Raw genomic sequence first — 19,871 nt, 5'->3', positions numbered from 1 at the left:
AGTCGGCGAGTCCGTCGTGTTCGGCGTACGCGGCATGTTCGGCGTATGCGGCGTGTTCGGCAAGGAGAAGGTCCGTGCGCAGAGCTCTGTTCCGTTCGGTGATCGCGCTGGTCACCCTCACCGTGCTCGCCGCCACCGCGGGCTGCGGCACCGACGATGCCTCCCCGACCTCCTCCCTCATACGGTTCGGCGGCGGCCGGGGGCCGGGTGCCGCGCTGCACGCCGCGGCGCCCGGGAAGCACTCGCTGGTGCAGTGGCCCACCCACCCGATCGCCTTCACCGAGCAGCGCCGGGTCGGCGGGGACGGCGGGAACACCCCGATAGGCATGACCACCCTGCACGGCCCGAAGTCGGGCTTCACCGGCAAGGTGTGGGTGTGGGCGCCGCCGGAGTACTACGAGAAGCGGAACGCGGACAAGGGCTTCCCGGTGATGCTGGCGCTGCCCGGCTCGTACGGCTTCCCCGTCAACTACTGGATCGGCACCGGCCTCAAGCTGGAGGAGAGCCTCGCCCAGTGGTCCAGGAACGGCACCAGTCTGCCGTTCATCGTCGTCATGCCGGTGCTCAACCCCGATGACCGGCAGTACTACGACGGCAGCGACATACCCGGCCAGCCGAAGATCGGCACCTGGCTCAGCCAGGACGTACCCGACCTCGTACGGCAGAACTTCCGCACCCTCAGGACCCGCAACGCCTGGGCGATCATGGGCTCCTCCTCGGGTGGTTTCGCGGCGCTGAAGAACGTGCTGCAGAACCCGGGGACGTTCAGGGTGGCGATCCCCAACGGGCCCGACATCGTGCCCGACTCGCCGCTGTGGAACGGTCACACCGCGGCGGAGCGCGCGAACAACCCGGAGGTACTGGCCCGCCGGCTGACCGCACGCGGCGGTCCCGAGGTCGACCTCGCCTTCCAGGACGGCTCCCAGGAGCGCACCGTGCTGCCGAAGGTGCGGCAGTTCGTCGCGCGGTACGGGCACGGTCCGGTGCACACCCGGCTGCAGATCGTGCCGGGCGGCACGCACAGCGCGGCAACGTATGTGCGGGGCATGAGCGAGGGCACCATGCGCTGGGTAAGCGCGCACATGCAGGGGCCGACCGCGTGACGGGGGGGGCGGCCGGCCGTGAAAGCCGCGTGACGGCCGTCAGGCCCGTATCGCCCTCACGACACCACGTCCTTGCGCGCGAACCCCCGGAACGCCAGCGCGCCCAGCACCAGTGCGTACGCCACCGACACCGACGCGCCCTGGATCATGCCGGACCACTCCATCCGGGGCTGCAGGGCGTCCACCCAGGCGTACTGCCAGTGGGCGGGCAGCACGTCCCGCCAGTCGCCGAGGGCGGTGACCTGGTCGAGGACATTGCCGACGATGGTCAGCCCGACGGCGCCGCCGACCGCGCCCAGCGGTGCGTCGGTCACCGTCGACAGCCAGAACGCCAGCGCCGCGGTCACCAGCTGGCTGACGAAGACATATCCGGCCACGACCGCCAGCCGCACCACCGCCTCCCCCGCCGGCAGCGCCCCGCCCGTGGGCAGTTGCAGCGGTCCCCAGCCGTACGCGGCGGTGCCCACGGCCAGCGCGACGAGCGGCAGCAGCAGCATCGCGGCGGCGCTGAACAGCAGCGCGACGGTGAGCTTGCTCAGCAGCAGCCGGGACCGCGGCACCGGCGCGGCGAGCAGATAGCGCAGCGAGGACCAGCTCGCCTCCGCGGCGACCGTGTCACCGCAGAACAGGGCCACCGGAATCACCAGCAGGAACCCCGCGGAGACGAACAGCGCGGTGGCGGCGAAGTTGCCGCCGGACGCGGTGGCGCTGTCCATCAGCGATATCCGGCCGTTGCCGCGGCTGTCCGGGTCGCCGCCGATCGCGAACGCCACCACCAGCACGAACGGCAGCAGCGTCAGCATCGCGCCGACGACGAGCGTGCGGCGGCGCCTCAGCTGACGGCGGGCCTCCACCCGCAGCGGCAGGGCGCGGCGCGGCCGATAGCCGGGCGCCGCCGCGTCGACGGTCGCGGTCATCGCGTGTCGCCTCCGATCAGGGTGAGGAAGGCGTCCTCCAGACGCCGGTGCGGTCCGATACGGTCCACCGCGACCTCCAACCGCAGGAGTTCGGTGAGAAGTTGGGTGGTCGTGGCACCGTCGAGCCGGACCAGGAGGCCGTCCTCGGCGCGTACCGCCGAGGCGACCCCCGGCAGCACGGCGACCTTCTCCACGACGGCGTCACCGACCGGCTCCGCCACGCCCACCAGCACGGTGTCGCCGGAGCCGATGATCTCGGCGACCGGTCCGGCCCGCACCAGCCGCCCGCGGTCCATGACGACCAGATGCGTACAGCTCTGTTCGACCTCGGAGAGCAGATGGCTGGAGACGATGACGCTGCGCCCGGCGGCCGCGTAACGGATCATCACCTCGCGCATTTCGCGTATCTGCGGCGGATCCAGCCCGTTCGTCGGCTCGTCGAGTATCAGCAGATCCGGCAGGCCGAGCATCGCCTGGGCGATGGCCAGACGCTGCCGCATGCCCTGGGAGTAGGTGCGCACCGCGCGATCCAGGGCGTCACCGAGACCGGCGATCTCCAGCGCCTCGTCGAGATGTGCATCGGCGGCGGGCCTGCCGGTGGCCTGCCAGTACAGGTCGAGGTTGGCGCGGCCGGACAGATGCGGCAGGAAACCCGCGCCCTCGACGAACGCCCCGACCCGTGACAGCACCGGCGCGCCCGGCCGGACCGCCTCCCCGAAGATCCGTATCTCACCGGCGTCCGGAGTGATCAGGCCCATCAGCATCCGCAGTGTGGTGGTCTTGCCGGCGCCGTTGGGCCCGAGCAGGCCGAGCACCTGCCCCGGCTCCACCCGGAAGGACAACTCCCGTACCGCGAACCTGTCGGCGGACCCGGCGTACCGCTTGCTCAGGCCACTGATCTGCAGCGGGACGGCGGCGAGCGCCGGATCGGGCGCCGGTGCCGCGGCCCGGCGGCGGGCGGTGAACAGCAGGAGCGCGGCGACCACCGCCGCCCCGGCGGGCAGCGCCCAGGTCCAGGCCGGCAGCGGGGCGGCCGCACCGCGCACCTCGGGTGCGGTGGGCAGGCTCAGGTTCCCCATCGCCTCAAGGGAAGGGGAGGTGCCCCCCTCGCCGCCCTCCAGGGAGACGGTGTACGTGGCCGGTTCGGCCGGTGAGGCGTATCCGAGGTCGGTCGCGGCGAGCACCAGCCGGAGCCGGTGTCCGGCCGCGAAGTCATGGTCGACGGCGGGCAGTCGCAGCCGTACGGTCCGGCCCTCGTGGGCGTCCTCGACGCGGTACGGAGTGACGAGCTGGGACGGCAGGACCTGACGGCGGCCGTCCGGGGCGACGTCGTAGAGCTTGGCGAAGAGCACCGCGTCCCGGGAGGAGGACCGTACTCGCACGGTGACGGCGGGACGGCCGGTGACATGGACGGAGCCGGTCAGCGGCGCCGACTCGAAACGGGCGTGCTGGCCGGGGAAGTCCAGCGACAGACCGCCGGTGCCAAGGGCGGAGAGGCCGCCCAGCGCACCGGCGCCGGGCACCGCGGAGAGGGCGGGCGGCCCGCCGCCGGCCGGGTTGTGGAACGTCTGGGCACGGCCGGACAGCCGGACCGTCCGGGGTGCGTTGTCCAGGCCGGGGTAGCGGTCCGCGCCGGCGCCGCGCAGCCGCACCGAGCCGTTGGTGGAGTCCACTCCCCCGGTCCGGCTGATCCGGAACGCCGGCCCGGTGTCGGCCCCCTTCTCACCCTTCAGGTACCGGTCGAACCACGCCGTCGTACGGGCCTGGAGGCGGGCCGTCTCGCGGTCTCCGCCGTCGTGCCCGCCGGCGATCCAGTCGACGTCGGCCGGCGCCCCGTTCTTCCGGATCGCCCGCTGCATCGCGTCGGCCTGGTCGAGGGTGAACAGCGAGTCGTTCTGCCCCTGCATGATCAGCGTCGGCACCGTGATGCGGTCGCCCACGGCGGACGGGCTGCGGGCCTCCAGCAGCCGGCGGGCCGCCTCGTCCGGTGTGCCGCCGACCGCGACCCGCTCGTACATCCGGCACAGCACGGGCTCGAACCTCCCGCAGCCGCCGGTGGATGCGCCGGCCGGGCCTGTGCCGGAGTCCGTGCCGGGGCCCGTACCGGGGCCTGCGGCAGATCCGGTGTCAGAGCCCGCGGCGGATCCGGTGTCGGAGCCCGCGGCAGATCCTCTGTCGGAGCCCGTGGTGAAGAAGATCCCCGCCCACAGCTTCTTGAACACCCCGTTCGGGAAGAGGGCGTCGGCGAGGTTCCAGTACGTGATCTGCGGGGCGATGGCGTCGACCCGCCGGTCGTGGCCGGCCGCCAGCAGGGCGACCGCCCCGCCGTACGAGGCGCCGGCGACACCCACCCTGGGGTCGCCGGCCTTGTCGAGCTGCACCTCGGGGCGTTGCGCCAGCCAGTCGATCAGCCGGCTCACATCGGCGACTTCACCCTCCGGGTCGTTCAGCCCGATCTTCCCGGTGGACTTCCCGAAGCCGCGCGCCGACCAGGTCAGCACCGCGTACCCGTCCCGGGCCAACTGCTCGGCCTCCGACCGGAGATCGGCCTTGCTGCCGCCGAACCCGTGCCCGAGCAGCACCGCGGGCCGCCGCCCGCCGGAGCCGCCCGGCGCGGTGAAGAAGGATGTGTCGATCCGCACCCGCTGCTCGCCGCCGGGCCGCTCCGGCATGCTCAGCAGCCGGTCCTCCCGGTGCACGGGCGGCGCCGCCTCGGAGGAGGCGGCTGCCCAGGTGCCACCCCCGATCAACACGGCCAGCGCGGCCAGCGCGCCCACGACGGCGTACCGTCGCCGGCCACGCAGCCCGCCGCGCTCGCTCGCGCGCAGTCCGAGACCTCGGAGATTCATACCGCGAATCCTAGGTACGGCCACTGACAATCGGCCCGTCCCCCGGTCTGAACCCGACGGTCTCCGCTGGGAGTAGGGCCCGCCCGCCGCGTACCACGGACGCGGTACGCGGCCCGGTCCCCCGCCCGGTACGCCCGGCTCCTGCTGACGCGGCCGGGGATCAGTACTGCGGCGGCCCGAATCCACCCTGCGGAGGCGCAGGAGGCGCAGGAGGCATGGGAGGTCCGGGAGGCACAGGAGGCCCCGACGGCCCGGGCGGCGGCTGCCAGCCGGGAGCGACCGGCGGGACCTGCGCAGCGGGACCGGGCGGCGGGACGAAACCGGGGGCGGCGAACTGCGGGGCCGGGGCCGCGGACGGCGGGTACCACGCCGGGGCGGCCGGCTCGCCGCGGGCCATCAGGGCGAGCAGCGCCACCGAGCCGAGCGTGTCGAGCAGCAGCTGGATGTGGTTGAGGACGGCCAGACCCGGCATGGGCCCGCCGAAGGAGAAGAGAGCACCTTCGCCGGCCATCCCGATGACCGCGACGAGGGCGCTGGGCAGCGACACGATCGACAGGCCGATGGCCAGGCCGCGGGCGGCACCGCCGCGCATCAGGCTGTTGATCCCGGCCGGCACGGTCAGCAGCAGGAAGACCAGCGCCGACCAGCCGGGGGCCAGGCTCAGCAGGGTGCCGAGGACGCCCCCCTTGCCGAGGTAGAGCATCTCGAACGAGCCGGTGCCGCCCTCCACCAGCATGTAGACCTGCCAGACCACGTTGACGAGGGCCATCGCGCCGAGCAGCAGACCGGCCACCACACCGGCCGCACGGGCCGGGCGCATCGGCGGGTCGCTGGGCGTGGGGCGCGGCCACGGGCGCATACCGGCCAGCAGCACGATCCCGGCCGGGAGGGCCAGCAGGAACAGCAGGCCGCTGCTGATGAAGACACCGTCGAAGGTGCCGGCGGACTGCTCGGCGTGCCGGAACCACCGGTTGTCGCTGGTGTGGTTGCCGACGCTGACGAGGGCCTGGAGGGCGGTCGCGAAGGTGAACGTGGTGGCGACCGCCAGCAGCCCGCCGGCCGGCCGGATCCCGGTGAACGCCGCCAGCGCCGCGACCAACTGCAGGAGGGCGAGGCCGAACTGGAACGGGCCGATGACCTGGTTGACACCTTCGGGCCGCTGGAACGTCCACGACTTCCAGACGCCTTCGAGGCCGAACTCGCCGAGGTCGACGGCCAGCCAGTAGGCCATGAAGAGGAAGAACAGCAGGCAGAACGCCCCGCCGGTGATGCGGGCGCCCTTGGCGAGCGCCATCGGTTGTGCCATGACGTCTGTGTCCCCCGTTGTGTCGTTGCTCGGCGAAGGAGCACGGTAGCAACGCGCCGCCGCCCGGTCTCCCGCGCCCCGCGCCCCGCACCCGCGGAAGCAGGCGTGAAGCAGACACGAAGCGGACATGCCGGGCTCCCCGCCGGATACCGCCCGACGAGGAGCCCGGCGGGGAGCCCGGCGCGTGGACGTCAGTGGTCGCGGTGGACGTCCGTGATCGCGGTGGACGTCAGTGGTTGCGCGGGAACCCCAGGTTGATCCCGCCGTCCGCCGGGTCGGGCCACCGGGTGGTGATGACCTTCCCGCGGGTGTAGAAGTGCACGCCGTCGTTGCCGTAGATGTGGTGGTCGCCGAAGAGGGAGTCCTTCCAGCCGCCGAAGGAGTGGTAGCCGACGGGCACGGGGATGGGGACGTTCACGCCGACCATGCCCGCCTCGACCTCCATCTGGAAGCGGCGGGCCGCGCCGCCGTCCCGGGTGAAGATCGCGGTGCCGTTGCCCCACGGCGAGTTGTTCATCAGCTCGATGGCCTGCTCGTACGTCTCCACGCGGACGACCGACAGCACCGGGCCGAAGATCTCGTCACGGTAGGCGTCCATCTCGGGCGTGACGTGGTCCAGCAGCGAGATGCCGATCCAATGGCCGTCCGCGTAGCCCTCGACGGTGAATCCGGTGCCGTCGATGACGACGTCGGCGCCCTGGGCCGCGGCGCCGGTGACGTACGAGGCGACCTTGTCGCGGTGGGCCTTGGTGATCAGCGGACCCATCTCGGACGCCGGGTCGTCGCCGGGGCCGATCCGCAGCCGGTCGGCGCGCTCCTTGATCTTGCCGATCAGCGGGTCGGCGGTGTCACCGACGGCGACGACGACGGAGATGGCCATGCAGCGCTCACCGGCCGAGCCGTACGCGGCGTTGATCGCGGAGTCCGCGGCCAGGTTGAGGTCGGCGTCCGGCAGCACCAGCATGTGGTTCTTGGCGCCGCCCAGCGCCTGCACGCGCTTGCCGTTCGCCGTGCCCGTGGTGTGGATGTACCGGGCGATGGGGGTGGAGCCCACGAAGGACACCGCGGCAACGTCCGGGTGCGTGAGAAGGGCGTCGACCGCCACCTTGTCACCGTTGACGATGTTCAGCACCCCGTCCGGCAGCCCCGCCTCGGCGGCCAGCTCGGCCAGCTTGAACGCGGCGCTGGGCACCTTCTCGCTCGGCTTGAGGACGAAGGTGTTACCGCAGGCGATGGCGAGCGGGAACATCCACATCGGCACCATGGCCGGGAAGTTGAACGGCGTGATACCGGCCACCACGCCCAGGGACTGCCGGATGGCGGCCACATCGACCCGGGTGGACACCTGGGTGGACAGCTCGCCCTTGAGCTTCTCGGGGATGCCGCAGGCCAGCTCGACGATCTCCAGTCCGCGGGCGACCTCCCCGAGCGCGTCGGAGTGCACCTTGCCGTGTTCGGCGGTGATCAGCCGGGCCAGCTCCTCACGGTGCGCGTCGACCAGTTCGCGGTACTTGAAGAGCACCGTGGTGCGCTTGGCCAGCGAACTGGTGCCCCAGGTCCGGTACGCCTCCTTGGCGGCGCGGACGGCCGCGTCGACCTCCTCGGCCGACGCGAAGGCGACCTGCTTCTCCTGGGCGCCGGTGGCCGGGTTGTAGACCGGGCCGAAGTTGCCGGAGACACCCTCGACGGACTTGCCGCCGATCCAGTGGCTGATGGTCTTCATTCTGGGGGCCTTTCTGGGGTGACGACTTCGAACGGGGCAACGGGTCAACGGGTCAGAGGTGGCGGCGGCGCCCGGCGGCCTGCCGGTCGTACGCCTTCCGGGCGACGATCGCCGCCGGACGTGTCGCGGTCTCGGCAACAGGCACATCCCACCAGGCCTGGGCCTCCGGCGCGCCCGGCACTGTGTCGGCCGATTCGGTCTCGACGTAGACACATGTGGGACGGTTCGCGCCACGCGCCTCGGCGAGCGCGGCGCGCAGCTCTCCGACCGTGCCGACGCGGAGGACGTCCATGCCCAGCGAGGCGGCGTTGGCGGCCAGATCCACCGGCAGCGGCGCCCCGGTGTACGTACCGTCCCCGGCGCGGAAGCGGTACGCCGTCCCGAACCGTTCACCGCCGGTCTGCTCGGAGAGGCCTCCGATGGACGCATACCCATGGTTCTGGAAGAGCACGATGTTGATGTTGATGCCCTCCTGGACCGCGGTGACGATCTCGGTGGGGTTCATCAGATACGTGCCGTCGCCGACCAGCGCCCACACGGGCCGATCCGGAGCGGCCATCCGCACACCGATCGCGGCGGGGATCTCATAGCCCATGCAGGAGTAGCCGTACTCCAGGTGGTACTGCCGACGGGACCGGGCACGCCAGAGCTTGTGCAGGTCGCCGGGGAGCGACCCGGCCGCGTTGAGGAGGATGTCGGTGTCGTCGACCAGGGCGTCCAGCGCACCGAGCACCTGCGTCTGGGACGGCCGCACGGAGTCGTCCGGCGCCCCGTACGCGGCGTCCACCCGCCGCTCCCAGTCCGCCTTCGCCGCCGTGTAACCGGCCTCGTACTCCGCCCCGACGCGGTGGCCGGACAGCGCCTCGGTGAGCGCTTCGAGCCCCGCGCGGGCATCGGCGACCAGTGAGGCCGCACCCAGTTTGTGGGCGTCGAACGGGGCGATGTTGAGGTTGACGAAACGGACACCGGGCGCGGCGAACAGGGTCGCGGAGGCGGTGGTGAAGTCGGTGTAGCGGGTGCCGACGCCGATGACCAGGTCGGCCTCGCGGGCCAGCGCGTCGGCGGTCGCGGTGCCGGTGTGGCCGATCCCGCCGACATCCGCGGGGTGGTCGTGGCGCAGCGAGCCCTTGCCGGCCTGGGTCGAGGCGACCGGGATGCCGGTGGCGTCGGCGAAGGCGCGCAGCGCGTCCTCCGCCTCGGAGTGGTGGACTCCGCCGCCCGCGATCAGCAGCGGCCGGCGGGCACCGCGGACGGCACGTACGGCTTCGGCGAGCGCACCGGCGTCGGGGGCGGGCCGGGGGACCCGCCACACCCGGTCGGCGAAGAACTCCTCCGGCCAGTCGTACGCCTCGGCCTGCACGTCCTGCGGCAGCGCCAGGGTCACCGCGCCGGTGTCGACGGGGTCGGCGAGCACCCGCATCGCCTGCAGGGCGGCCGGGATCAGCGCCTCGGGCCGGGTGACCCGGTCGAAGTAGCGGGAGACCGGACGCAGCGCGTCGTTCACCGACACATCGCCCGCGTACGGCACTTCCAGCTGCTGGAGGACCGGATCAGCCGGCCGGGTCGCGAAGACGTCGCCGGGCAGGAGCAGCACCGGCAGCCGGTTGATGGTGGCCAGCGCGGCGCCGGTGACGAGGTTGGTGGCGCCGGGGCCGATGGAGGTGGTGACGGCCTGCGCGGAGAGCCGGTCGCACTGCCGGGCGTAGCCGACCGCGGCATGCACCATGGCCTGCTCGTTACGGCCCTGGAGATACGGGAGCCGCGGGGATCCGGGGGGCGTCCCGGGCTGGCTCCCGGAGGGTGCCCCGTCCTGATCCACGGCGCCGGACTCCAGCAGGGCCTGGCCGATACCGGCGACGTTGCCGTGGCCGAAGATGCCCCAGCAGGCGTTGATCAGCCGGTGCCGGCGGCCGTCCCGCTCGGTGTACTGGTGGGCGAGGAACTCGACCAGGGCCTGCGCGACCGTCAGACGGCGGGTCGCCGGGGCATCCGGCCGCGTCGTCGGGGCGTCCGGCCGCGTCGTCGGGGCGTTCATCGGGCATCTCCTGAAGGCGCTTCGTAGAGGGGAAGTCGGGGGTCCACGGGCTGATCGGGCCAGGTGCCGCGAATCCAGGCGTGGTCCGGGTGGTCGCAGATCAGCCACTGCCGTTCGTCCCCCGGCCCGGCCATGACGTTGAGGTAGTACATGGTGTGGCCGGGGGCAGCGATGGACGGGCCGTGCCAGCCGTCGGGGATCAGGACGGCATCGCCGCTCCGCACCTCGGCGAGGACGTCGGTACCCCGGCCGTGCCCCGAGGGCGTGACGCGCTGGTAGCCGACTCCCTCCGTACCGTGCGCGGGCTCGATCTCGAAGTAGTAGATCTCCTCCAGCTCGCTCTCCTCCCCCGGGCGGCACTCGTCGTGTTTGTGCGGCGGGTAGGACGACCAGTTGCCGCCGGGGGTGAGCACCTCGACGGCGATGAGCTTGTCGCACTCGAAGGCGTCCGCCGCCCCGAAGTTGTTGACCTGGCGGGAGCAGTTGCCCGTACCGCGCAGCTCCACGGGGACGGACGACGCGGGCCCGTAACGGGCCGGGAGCCGCCGCGCGCACCGGGCCCCGGTCAGCGCGAACCGTCCCCCCGCCGCACTGGCGATCTGCACCTGCGCGTCCCTCGGTACGTACGCGAAGTCCGTGACGCCGCTGAACACCCCCTCACGTCCGGCCAGTTCGAAGGCCTCGCCGCCGCCGGCCGGCCCGCCGTCGGTCATGACCGTGCAGCCACCGGAGAGCGGCAGCACGATCCACTCGCTGTCGCCGGTGGCGAAGGAGTGGTGACCACCGGGCGGCAGCTCCAGGACGCGCAGCGAGGAGTAGCCCCAGCCGGCCCGCTCGGGATCGATGGTGACGGCGTACGGCCCGTCGGCCGCCTGCCCCGCCCTGACATGAAAGTTCATGCGGTCCGTGAAGTCCGCGGAGTCCGCGATCTCAGCACTCATAACTGCAAGTCTCCTACTCGCCACTGACAGTCAGTGAAATCCGATGGTCAGCGGCCGTCGGTCCGTCAGCCTGCCGGTCCGTCAGCCTGCCGGTCCACCGGCCCGTCGGTCCGTCAGCCCGGCGGTCACAGCAGACCGACGGCGGTGTCCACGGCGGCCGCCACATCCCCGTCGGCCGGGTAGAGCAGGGAGCGCCCGACGACCAGGCCCTGCACGGTCGGCAGCCGCAGCGCCTGGCGCCACTTCTCGTAGGCGGCTTCCTGGTCCCGGACGGTGCTGCCGACGTCGCCGCCGAGCAGCACCGTGGGCAGGGTGGTGGCCTCACATACCCGCGCCATGGCCTCGGGGTCGTCGGTCACCGGCAGCTTGAGCCAGGTGTACGCGGAGGTGCCGCCCAGGCCGGAGGCGATGGCGACGGAGCGGGTGACGGCCTCGGGACTGAGGTCGTTGCGGAGCTTGCCCTCCATCCGGGAGGAGAGGAACGGCTCGACGAACACCGGCAGTTCCCGCTCGGCCATGGCGTCGATGGCGCGGGCGGTGGCCTCCAGTGTCGACAGCGACCCCGCGTCGTCGTAGTCGATGCGCAGCAGCAGCTTCCCCGCGTCGAACCCGAGCCGGACGAGGTCCTGCGGCCGGTACCCGGTGAAGCGGTCGTCCATCTCGAACGAGGAACCCGCGATGCCTCCCCGGTTCATGGAGCCCATCACCACCTTGCCCTCGAGGGCGCCGAGCAGCAGCAGGTCCTCCAGGATGTCAGCGGTGGCCAGCACCCCGTCCACACCGGGCCGCGACAGCGCCAGGACCAGGCGTTCCAGCAGATCGAGGCGGTTGGCCATGGCGAGCTGCCGGTCGCCGACGGCGAGCGCACCGCGGGCCGGGTGGTCGGCGGCGATGATCATCAGCCGGCCGCTGTCGCCGATGAGCGGACGACGGGTGCGGCGGGCGGCGGCCTCCGCGACGGCTCCGGGCTGCCGGGCCCGCAGTGTCGCGAGGTCACTGATCCGAGGGTTCAAGGCTCAACTCACCTTCTTGGGTGCACAGGTGGGGCGGCGGGGGCGGCAGGGGGCCGCCGGGGACTGCCGGGTTCCGGGACGGCCGGTTCCGCAACGGCGGGCTGGTACCGGAGGTCAACGGCAACAGCGGGCTGGTACCGGAGGTCAACGGCAACAGCGGGCTGGTACCGGAGGTCAACGGTGCTCCGCGAGGAACGCATCGACCTCGTCCGCCGTGGGCATCGCGGACGAACAGGCAAGGCGGGAGGCGACGATGGCGCCGGCCGCGTTGGCGTAACGCATCATCGGCTCCAGGTCCCAGCCGGAGAGCAGACCGTGACACAGCGCCCCGCCGAACGAGTCCCCGGCGCCCAGCCCGTTGACGACCTCGACGGGCGTGGGCGGAACCTCGGCGACGCGCCCGTCCCGGTGCACGGCCAGTACGCCCTTCGGCCCCTGTTTGATGACGGCGAGCTCCACCCCCCGCTCCAACAGCGCCTGCGCACAGGCCTTCGGCTCCCGCAGCCCGGTCGCCACCTCGGCCTCGTCCACATTGCCGACGGCCACGGTGGTGTACCGCAGCGCGGCTTCGTAGTACGGGCGGGCGGCGTCCATCGCCGCGGCGCCGGTCGCCCCGCCGTCCTTGGAGGCGCCGCCCTCGCCGCCCCAGAACATCGGCCGCCAGTCGAGATCGAAGACCGTCGGGCCGGCCTTGGCCCGGGCCTCCAGGGCGGCGAGGGTGGCGCCACGGCTCGGTTCCTCGCACAGCCCCGTCCCGGTGATCCAGAAGATCCGCGCGGCGGCGATGGCGTCCCGGTCCAGCTCCTCCGGGTGAATGACCAGGTCAGGAGCCTTCGGCCGACGGTAGAAGTAGAGCGGGAAGTCGTCCGGCGGGAAGATCTCGCAGAAGGTGACCGGCGTCGGATACGCCTCGACCGGGGTCACCCAGCGATCGTCCACGCCGAATTCGCGCAGCGCCTGGTGGACGTAGTCGCCGAACGGGTCACGCCCGGTGCGGCTGACGACGGCGGTACGGCGCCCGAGGCGGGCGGCGGCGACCGCGACGTTGGTGGCCGAGCCCCCCAGGAACTTCCCGAACGTCTCCACCCGCGCCAGCGGCACACCGGTCTGCAGTGGATAGATGTCCACCCCGATGCGGCCCATGGTGATCAGGTCGTACGGCTCGGTCATCTACGCCCCTTCGGGTCGGCCGGCGGTGGGGGTACCTCCCGCTCAAGACGCTCAGGAGGAGTCGAGAGCGGGGAGGGTTCGTCGGCTGCGGCGCGACGGTCACCCGCCGGCTTCAGCCCTGAGGAAAGGTCTAACCCCGACCATCAACCCCTGTCAACAGTTTGTCCTTACATCCTGACGTCATCCTCTACGCCGCCCGGGCGGCCACATGGCCCCAACCGCGGCGGCATCCGCGCCCACCCCACCCGGCTCCACGGTTACAAAGTCCTTAAGTCCTTATGTCAGGACGAAGTCTTGACACTCCCCGGGGCGACAGACAGGCTGTGCCCACAACCCCGCACCAGCGCCTCCCGGTCACCGTCGACCGGCGAGAGGAGAGCCGCAGCATGTCCCTACCTCATGCCGCCCCGCCCGCCCTGGACCGCCTTCGCGTCGGTTCCGCACCCGACTCGTGGGGTGTGTGGTTTCCCGACGACGACCGGCAGGTCCCCTGGCAGCGGTTCCTGGACGAGGTCGCCGAGGCGGGCTACGAGTGGATCGAGCTCGGCCCGTACGGCTACCTGCCCACCGACCCCACCGTCCTGCACGACGAGATCGCCCGCCGCAACCTGAAGGTGTCGGCCGGCACGATCTTCACCTCGATGCACCACGGCCCGTCCGTATGGGACAAGACCTGGGCGCACGTCTCGGAAGTCGCCACCCTCACCCGGGCGATGGGCGCCCGGCACCTGGTCGTCATCCCCTCCTTCTGGCGCGACGACAAGACCGCCGAGGAGATCGAGCCGCGCGAGCTCACCGTCGAGCAGTGGAAACACCTGACCACCGGTATGGAGCGGCTGGGCAAGCGCGTACAGGACCAGTTCGGGCTGGAGATCGTCGTGCACCCGCACGCGGACACCCATATCGACACCGAGGAGCACGTCGAGCGGTTCCTGCATGTGACCGACCCGGACCTCGTCAACCTCTGCCTGGACACCGGGCACTACGCGTACTGCGGCGGCGACAGCGTCAAGCTGATCCGCACCTACGGCGAGCGGATCGGCTATCTGCACCTCAAGCAGGTGGACCCGGACATCCTCCGCGATGTCGTCGCCAAGGGCACGCCGTTCGGTCCGGCGGTCCAGCAGGGTGTGATGTGCGAACCGCCGCTCGGGGTGCCCGCACTGCCGCCCGTGCTGGAGGCCGCGCAGGAGCTGGATGTCGACCTCTTCGCCATCGTCGAGCAGGACATGTACCCCTGCCCGCCCGACCAGCCGTTCCCCATCGCCGAGCGCACCCGCCGCTTCCTGCGCTCCTGCGGAGCCTGAGCCCACTCCCCTCCCCCTCAGCCAACACCCCCACGCAGCAAGGAGATACCGGACATGAGCCTGAAGGGAACCCTCGGCGTCGCCGTCATCGGGACCGGGCGGATGGGCGCCGACCACGTGCGCCGGATCAACGAGGTGATCAGCGGGGCGCGGGTGGCGGCCGTCGTCGACATCGACGCAGACCGGGTCAAGGCCGTCGCCGACGGGATCGAGGACTGTACGCCCTGCACCGACCCGGCCGCCGCGATGGCCGACCCGGCCGTGGACGCCGTACTGATCGCCTCCCCCGGACCGGCCCACGAGGCCGCCCTGCTCGCCGCCTTCGAGCGCGATCTGCCCGTACTGTGCGAAAAGCCGCTGACCCCCGACGCGGCGTCGGCGCTGCGGGTGCTGCGCGCCGAGGAAGCGCTCGGCCACCGGCGCGTACAGGTCGGCTTCATGCGGCGCTACGACACCGGATACCTGAAGCTCAAGTCCCTGCTGGACGCCGGGACTTACGGACGTACGCTGATGCTGCACAACAAGCACCGCAACCCCGCCACCCCGCCCGGCTTCACCAACGCCATGCTCGTCAACGACTCGGTCGTCCACGAGATCGACACCACCCGCTGGCTGCTGGACGAGGAGATCACGGCGGTACGGGTGCTGCGCCCGGCACCCAGCGGCAACGCTCCCGAGGGGCTGAGCGACCCGCAGCTGTTCCTCTTCGAGACCGCCGCCGGGCAGGTCGTGGACACCGAGCTCTTCCAGAACTGCTCCTTCGGCTACCAGGTCAGCTGCGAGGCGGTCGGCGAGAGCGGCACCGCCCGCATCGGCGACGACCACGGAGTGTTCGTCAACTCCGCCGGCCAGTGGGGCGGTTCGATCACCCCCGGTTTCGTGGAGCGCTTCGAGGACGCGTACGACCGGCAGGTGCAGCGCTGGGTGAACGCCACCCGGCGGGGCGAGGTCGAGGGCCCGAGCTGCTGGGACGGCTATGCGGCGGCCGCGGTGTGCGAGGCGGGGGTGCGCGCCCAGGAGAGCGGTGAGCGGGTGGCGGTCGAACTGGTCGAGCGGCCGGACCTGTACCGGAGCCGGAGCTGACGATGGCCGCCCCGACCAGCCAGGAGGCGTCCGCCCGCCCGCGTATCGATAGTCCGCGGGCCCCCGGCGCCAAGCGCTTCATCGTCGGCATCGCCGCCATCGCCGCGCTCGGCGGCGCCCTCTTCGGCTACGACACCGGAGTGATCTCCGGCGCTCTCCCCTTCATGGAGGCCCACTTCGGGCTCACCTCCCTGGGTGAGGGCATCATCACCAGCGCACTGCTGATCGGTGCCGCCTTCGGGTCGCTGGCCGGCGGCCGGATGTCCGATGCGCTGGGCCGGCGCAACTCCCTGCTGTGGGCGGGTGCCGTGTTCATCGGCGGCGCGGTGGCCGTGGCGGTCTCGCCCACCGTCCCGGTCATGACGATGGCGCGCTTCCTCCTCGGCCTCGCCGTCGGCAGCGCTTCCGTGATCACCCCGCTCTACCTCTCCGAGATCGCGCCTCCGCACATCCGCGGCCGGCTGGTGTCCTTCAACTCGCTGATGATCGTCAGCGGCCAGCTGCTCGCCTACCTCGTCAACGCCGCCCTGGCGCACTGGGAGGCCTGGCGCTGGATGCTGGGCCTGGCGGCGCTCCCCGCGGTGGCGCTGTTCATCGGCCTGTTCTTCCTGCCCGACACGCCTCGCTGGTACATCAGCAAGGGGCGGCAGGACGAGGCCGGGCGGGTACTGCGCCGTACGCTGCCGGCCGAGGACGTACCCGCCGAGCTGGCCCGTATCGACCATGCCCGTGGCCTGGAGGCCGACGCGCAGCGCGGCGCGTGGCGGCAGCTGCGCACACCGTGGGTACGGCGGTTGCTGCTGGTCGGCATCGGGCTGGCGGCCGTCCAGCAGATCACCGGCGTGAACGCCGTGGTGTACTTCGCGCCCAAGATCCTGGCGTCGACGGGGCTGGGCACCGGCGCCTCGATCACCGCCACCATCGCCGTGGGCGCGGTCTCGGTCCTCGCCACCGCGATCGGGATGTCCTTGATCGACCGGGTGGGGCGGCGGCCGATGCTGATCGCGGGGCTGGCCGGGATGGCCGTCTCGCTGGCGCTGCTCGGCGCGTCGTTCCACCTCCCGCACTCCACCGCCGTCAGTGTCCTCGTCCTCGTCCTGATGGTGCTGTACATGGCGTTCATGCAGGGCACGTTGAACACGGGCGTATGGCTGCTGCTCGCCGAGATGTTCCCGCTGACGGTGCGCGGGCTGGCCATGGGCGCCGCGGTGTTCGTGATGTGGGTGGTCAACTTCGCGGTCGCGCTGGTCTTCCCGGTGCTGCTGGACGCGGTCGGTGCGAGTACGACCTTCTGGTGCTTCGGCGTGATGTGCGTACTGTCCCTGGTCTTCTGCAAGCGGTACGCGCCGGAGACGAAGGGGCTGGCGCTGGAGGATCTGGAACAGGAACTGCGGAGGGCGGCCGAGGCGGGCCGGGCGAAAGGCTGAGGTTCTGGTCGCGGCTCGGCTGCTTGCCTGCCTGGGCACGACCTGTTCGTCCCCAGTCAATCGGTTTGCCTCCTGTCGGGCTGTTCGTCTCCTGTCAGGCTGTTTGTCTCCTGTCACGGCTGTCTGTCCCCCATCACGGCTGTCACAGCTTGGCGGGCCTTCCGTCACAGCCAGTCAACAACCCCTCTCCGATGGTCACTCGGTGTCGTTGGCCAGGCACAGGCTGAGCTCACCAGTCCGTACGCGGTCCGCGGCCGGTCCCCCTCCGGGGCCGACCCCGCGTACGGCGCTTCGGAGGTGACAGAGATGACCGACCGCAGGCTCTGGTCGTACAAGGAGATCGCCGCGCACATCCAGGTGCAGCCGGACACCGTGCGCTCGTATCGCAAGAACGGGCTGCTGCCGGAACCGGACCTGGTGGAGGGCGGAAGACCGTACTGGTTCGCCGACACGGTCAGAACATGGGTGGCCCAGCGGCCCGGCGCACGTGGCCGACGCTGAAGCCGCCCGAAGCCGAACCGCGTGAACGGGCTCCCGGGCCCCGGCGTCCTCCGCGGCGCCGGAGCCCGGGCCGCGCTCTACGATCATGATATGGGTATGCCTCAGGAAACACGGGCCGCGGCGCCCGCCCGGATCGCGGTCATCGGCGCCGGAGCCATCGGCGGCTACACCGCCGCGCTCACCCACTGGGCCGGCCTCGATGTCACCCTGTGCGTGCGCAGCCCTCTGGACGGCCTCAGCGTCGAGAGCGGTGAGGAGGTCCGGACCGCGGCGGTACGTATCGCCACCGACCCGGCTCAGGTGACACCGGTGGACTGGGTGCTGCTGACCACGAAGGCGCAGGACACGGCGAGCGCCGAAGGCTGGTTGCGGCGGCTGTGCGGCCCCGGCACGGCGGTCGCGGTACTGCAGAACGGCATCCACCAGGAAGAGCGCGTCGCCCCGTTCGTCCCCGAGGGCACCCCGGCCCTGCCCGCGGCCGTCTACATCGTGGCGGAACGCGTGGGCCCCGGCCGGATCCGGCACTACGTCGGCAGCGAACTCCACGTTCCCGCAGGGGAGTTGGCGGACCGCTTCGCGGCGCTGCTGGACGGTACGGGTCTGCGGGTGCACCGCACCCAGGACTTCGCGACGACGAGCTGGCGCAAGTTGTTCACCAACATCGCGGCCAACCCCCTCACCGCCCTTCTCCAGCAGCGGATGGGGGTCTTCGCCGATCCGGAGATGGCCGCGCTCACCCGCGACCTGTTGCGCGAGGCCGCCGCCGTGGCGCGGGCAGAGGGTGCGGACATCGGCGAGAAGGACGTCTCCAGGACGCTGGAGCTGCATTCCCAGGTGCCTCCGGACGGCGGCTCCTCGATGCTCTACGACCGCCTCGCGGGCCGTCCGATGGAGCATGAGTTCATCACCGGGGCGGTGGTGCGGGCGGGTGAACGGCATGGCATCGCGACCCCGTTGAACCGGATGCTGCTGACGCTGCTGCGGGCGGTGGACCGCGAGCTGCGGGGCGGGAAGGCGGCGTAGCGGGGCGGGAAGGCGGCGTAGCGCGCCGTCGGGCGGGTCCGGGCAGCGCCGTCCACCTAGCTAGGCGGAGGCCGGGGGCGCGGCCGAACCTCTGATCTCCAGTTCCGGGGCGACGCGTTGACGGACGGCGGGGGCGTCGGGGCGGTCCATACGGTCCAGGAGGCAGCGCGCCGCGCGGCGGCCGACCTCGTAACTGGCGTTGTTGACCGAGTTCAGCCAGAGGTGGCGGATCCGGGCGAGGTAGGTGTTGTCGCAGCCGACGAGGGACAGGCCGGCGGGCACGTCCAGGCCCAGTTCCTGTGCGGCGGAGAGCGCGCCGACGCAGGAGATGTCGTTGAACGCGAAGACGGCGGTGGGGCGTTGAGCACCACCCGAGCCATCGGGCGAGGGGTTCGAGTGAGTCGAGGCGTTCGAGGCGTTCGAGGCGTTCGAGGCGTTCGAGGCGTTCGAGGCGTTCGAGGCGTTCGAGGCGTTCGAGGCGTTCGAGGCGTTCGAGGGCATGGTGAGCAGCCGGACGGCGGCACGGTAGCCGCCTTCCTCGGTCCCGTCACCACTCTCCACCACGGCCTCCGCCGCCAGGCCATGGGCCCGTACGGCGGCCTCGAAGCCGCGTCGGCGCAGCTCGCCGACCAGGCCCTGCCCGGCGATATGGGCGATCCGCCGGTGGCCGAGGGAGATGAGGTGCTCGGTGGCGAGCCGGGCACCGCGCTCGTCGTCATTGGCGACGATGTCGACGTGCGGCAGCCGGGGTTCGTGGTTGCCCGCGATGACGGTCGGCAGTCGCTCGGCGACCTCGGCGAGGCCGTCGGTACCGGGGAGCGTGCCGACGACGACCAGGCCGTCGACGCGCAACTCCTGGAACGTACGGGCGAAATCCTGTCCGGCGCGCCGGTCGAGCCGGCCGTCGGCCATCAGGATGCGGAGCCCGTGGGCCTGGAGCACCGAGCCGAGGCCGTCGAGGAGCTCGACGAACCAGGGGTTGCGCATGTCGTTCAGCAGGACGCCGACGGTGTGCGTGCGCCGCGCGACAAGGCTGCGGGCCGCGGCGTTCGGCCGGTAGCCCAGCTCGTCGATGGCGTCCAGAACGGCCTGCCGCTTGGCGTCGCTGACCCGCGGCGAGCCCTGCAGTACGAGGGAGACCAGCGATTTGGAGACCCCGGCGCGCTCGGCGACACCGCGGATCGTCGGGGGCCGCGCCGCGACGCCCGGTCGCTCCCCGGCCGGCTCAGGCGGCTCAGGCGGCTCAGGCGGCTCATTGGACCGTTCCATGAGCGGAAATCCTCCCATCGGCGCAGGTCGAGGTCAATGCCCGTCTCTGCGCACGCCTTGCCCCTGCGGCATAAGGGTTGACATGCCGACATCCGGACATGCAGGGTTCCCGGGGCAGTGACGTTGGACCGTTCCAATCCTCTCGCCCCCTCTCTCCCTCCTCTCCTTTCCCTCGCTCCCTCCCCCACCTCCCCCTCTCACTCC

At 71.9% G+C, this 19,871-nt stretch carries 15 protein-coding genes; 6 read left to right on the top strand and 9 right to left on the bottom strand.

What is annotated here, in order from left to right; translation table 11 throughout:
* Positions 1 to 74 precede the first annotated feature (74 nt).
* The gene (locus ACFY12_RS29270) at positions 75 to 1,103 is read left to right on the top strand and encodes an alpha/beta hydrolase (protein ID WP_390718909.1); all 1,029 of its coding nucleotides are present in this window, start codon (positions 75 to 77) and stop codon (positions 1,101 to 1,103) included.
* 56 nt (positions 1,104 to 1,159) lie between these two features.
* On the opposite strand, the gene ACFY12_RS29265 is transcribed toward ACFY12_RS29270, so the two are convergent.
* The 8 genes from ACFY12_RS29265 to iolC form a co-directional block, all read right to left on the bottom strand.
* Positions 1,160 to 2,020, bottom strand: a complete 861-nt coding sequence (locus tag ACFY12_RS29265; protein WP_390718908.1) for an ABC transporter permease — start codon at positions 2,018 to 2,020, stop codon at positions 1,160 to 1,162.
* Entirely contained in the window at positions 2,017 to 4,869 is a 2,853-nt protein-coding gene (locus ACFY12_RS29260) for an alpha/beta fold hydrolase (protein WP_390718907.1), read from the bottom strand. Before ACFY12_RS29260 ends, ACFY12_RS29265 begins: the two co-directional genes overlap by 4 nt.
* 160 nt (positions 4,870 to 5,029) lie before the next feature.
* The gene (locus ACFY12_RS29255; protein WP_390718906.1) at positions 5,030 to 6,175 is read right to left on the bottom strand and encodes a hypothetical protein; all 1,146 of its coding nucleotides are present in this window, start codon (positions 6,173 to 6,175) and stop codon (positions 5,030 to 5,032) included.
* A gap of 229 nt (positions 6,176 to 6,404) precedes the next feature.
* On the bottom strand, positions 6,405 to 7,898 hold the full coding sequence (locus tag ACFY12_RS29250; RefSeq protein WP_390718905.1) for a CoA-acylating methylmalonate-semialdehyde dehydrogenase: 1,494 nt from the start codon (positions 7,896 to 7,898) through the stop codon (positions 6,405 to 6,407).
* Between the two features lie 52 nt (positions 7,899 to 7,950).
* Complete coding sequence (gene iolD / locus ACFY12_RS29245; protein WP_390718904.1) at positions 7,951 to 9,933, bottom strand: 3D-(3,5/4)-trihydroxycyclohexane-1,2-dione acylhydrolase (decyclizing); 1,983 nt, start codon at positions 9,931 to 9,933, stop codon at positions 7,951 to 7,953.
* Positions 9,930 to 10,832, bottom strand: coding sequence for a 5-deoxy-glucuronate isomerase (iolB, locus tag ACFY12_RS29240; RefSeq protein WP_390718949.1), 903 nt, complete (start codon positions 10,830 to 10,832; stop codon positions 9,930 to 9,932). Before iolB ends, iolD begins: the two co-directional genes overlap by 4 nt.
* A 167-nt stretch (positions 10,833 to 10,999) precedes the next feature.
* The gene (locus ACFY12_RS29235; RefSeq protein WP_390718903.1) at positions 11,000 to 11,887 is read right to left on the bottom strand and encodes a deoxyribose-phosphate aldolase; all 888 of its coding nucleotides are present in this window, start codon (positions 11,885 to 11,887) and stop codon (positions 11,000 to 11,002) included.
* Between the two features lie 174 nt (positions 11,888 to 12,061).
* Positions 12,062 to 13,057, bottom strand: a complete 996-nt coding sequence (gene iolC, locus ACFY12_RS29230) for a 5-dehydro-2-deoxygluconokinase (protein WP_390718902.1) — start codon at positions 13,055 to 13,057, stop codon at positions 12,062 to 12,064.
* A gap of 386 nt (positions 13,058 to 13,443) precedes the next feature.
* Between iolC and ACFY12_RS29225 the strand changes: the two genes are divergently transcribed.
* The 5 genes from ACFY12_RS29225 to ACFY12_RS29205 all read left to right on the top strand — a co-directional run bounded on the left by ACFY12_RS29225 (position 13,444) and on the right by ACFY12_RS29205 (position 18,398).
* On the top strand, positions 13,444 to 14,364 hold the full coding sequence (locus tag ACFY12_RS29225; protein WP_390718901.1) for a sugar phosphate isomerase/epimerase family protein: 921 nt from the start codon (positions 13,444 to 13,446) through the stop codon (positions 14,362 to 14,364).
* Positions 14,365 to 14,418: 54 nt separating this feature from the next.
* A complete protein-coding gene (locus ACFY12_RS29220; protein WP_390718900.1) occupies positions 14,419 to 15,447 on the top strand; it encodes a Gfo/Idh/MocA family protein in 1,029 nt (342 codons plus the stop codon).
* Between the two features lie 2 nt (positions 15,448 to 15,449).
* Positions 15,450 to 16,874, top strand: coding sequence for a sugar porter family MFS transporter (locus ACFY12_RS29215; protein WP_390718899.1), 1,425 nt, complete (start codon positions 15,450 to 15,452; stop codon positions 16,872 to 16,874).
* A 306-nt stretch (positions 16,875 to 17,180) separates the two neighbouring features.
* Positions 17,181 to 17,375 carry a helix-turn-helix transcriptional regulator gene (locus tag ACFY12_RS29210; protein WP_390718898.1) on the top strand — a complete coding sequence of 65 codons (195 nt, stop codon included), beginning with the start codon at positions 17,181 to 17,183 and terminating at the stop codon, positions 17,373 to 17,375.
* Positions 17,376 to 17,471: 96 nt separating this feature from the next.
* Positions 17,472 to 18,398, top strand: a complete 927-nt coding sequence (locus tag ACFY12_RS29205) for a 2-dehydropantoate 2-reductase (RefSeq protein ID WP_390718897.1) — start codon at positions 17,472 to 17,474, stop codon at positions 18,396 to 18,398.
* 60 nt (positions 18,399 to 18,458) lie between these two features.
* On the opposite strand, the gene ACFY12_RS29200 is transcribed toward ACFY12_RS29205, so the two are convergent.
* Complete coding sequence (locus ACFY12_RS29200; protein WP_390718896.1) at positions 18,459 to 19,667, bottom strand: LacI family DNA-binding transcriptional regulator; 1,209 nt, start codon at positions 19,665 to 19,667, stop codon at positions 18,459 to 18,461.
* Positions 19,668 to 19,871 lie beyond the last annotated feature (204 nt).

The organism is Streptomyces sp. NPDC001339, assembly GCF_042895955.1.
In the GTDB taxonomy this organism is placed as follows: domain Bacteria; phylum Actinomycetota; class Actinomycetes; order Streptomycetales; family Streptomycetaceae; genus Streptomyces.
Note: the sequence above shows the minus strand (reverse complement) of the source record. Positions and strands in the feature narration are given on the sequence as shown.